Here is an 869-nt window from a genome sequence, read left to right on the forward strand (position 1 = left end):
CCCTAACGGACAACACCAGAAGTGAACTTTTACAATTGGCCGAACATCTACAGAGAACGATTAAGGAAGTGTTGAATCTTCAAGTAAGCATTGGGATTAGTCGGCCTTATGTGAGCTTGGAAGATACGGTCAAGGCTTATGGGGAAAGCCTTGAAGCGCTGCAATACACCTTAATGATCGGTCAGGAATCAGTCTTATTTATCGATGACGTTAGGCCGCAAGGCCAGCACCAGCCCGCCTACCCGGATCGAATCGAAAGTGATCTGATCGATGCTATTAAGCTCGGGATGGCGGATACAGCCATTGGCCTATTAAGTCAATTCATGAACGAGATCACGAAACCTCCTGTAGAAATCCGGACTTATCAGCTGTCGCTATTGCGGTTGTTTACTGACCTGATTCGCCTCATGGAAAGTCAGAAAGAGTCGGGTGTAGAATCGACGATCGATGCCAAAACGAGCCTGGATCAAATCTTCGAACTCAAGACGAAGAAAGAAACGGAGTCCTGGTTCCAGAACCTGCTGCTCACGATCATAAGAATGTTCGAGAGTGACAGGGAGCACCAATTCAAGAATATCTCCGAGCAAGTATTAGCGATTATTCACGATAGTTATCATACCGAGTTGACATTAGAGGTCTGTTCCAGACGTTTGAATTATCATGCTAATTATTTGAAACGGGTTTTTCGCACGGAGACAGGGACTAATTTCAGTGATTATTTGATTCAATACCGCATGACGATGGCTAAGAAATGGCTGATTGAAACCGATCTGAAGATTTCGGAAATTGCCGGCATGGTGGGCTATAAAATTCCGCAAAATTTCATTCGTATCTTTCGCAAAGCTGAAGCTATCACGCCAGGGCAATAT

1 protein-coding gene is annotated in these 869 nt (G+C 44.8%); it reads left to right on the forward strand.

Features of this window, described 5'->3' with window-relative positions:
- Positions 1 to 869: helix-turn-helix domain-containing protein (locus tag AC1DWB_RS36325; protein WP_477545896.1), on the forward strand; the 869-nt coding region annotated here is incomplete at both ends.

It is taken from the genome of Paenibacillus sp. P4_E11, from assembly GCF_056401635.1.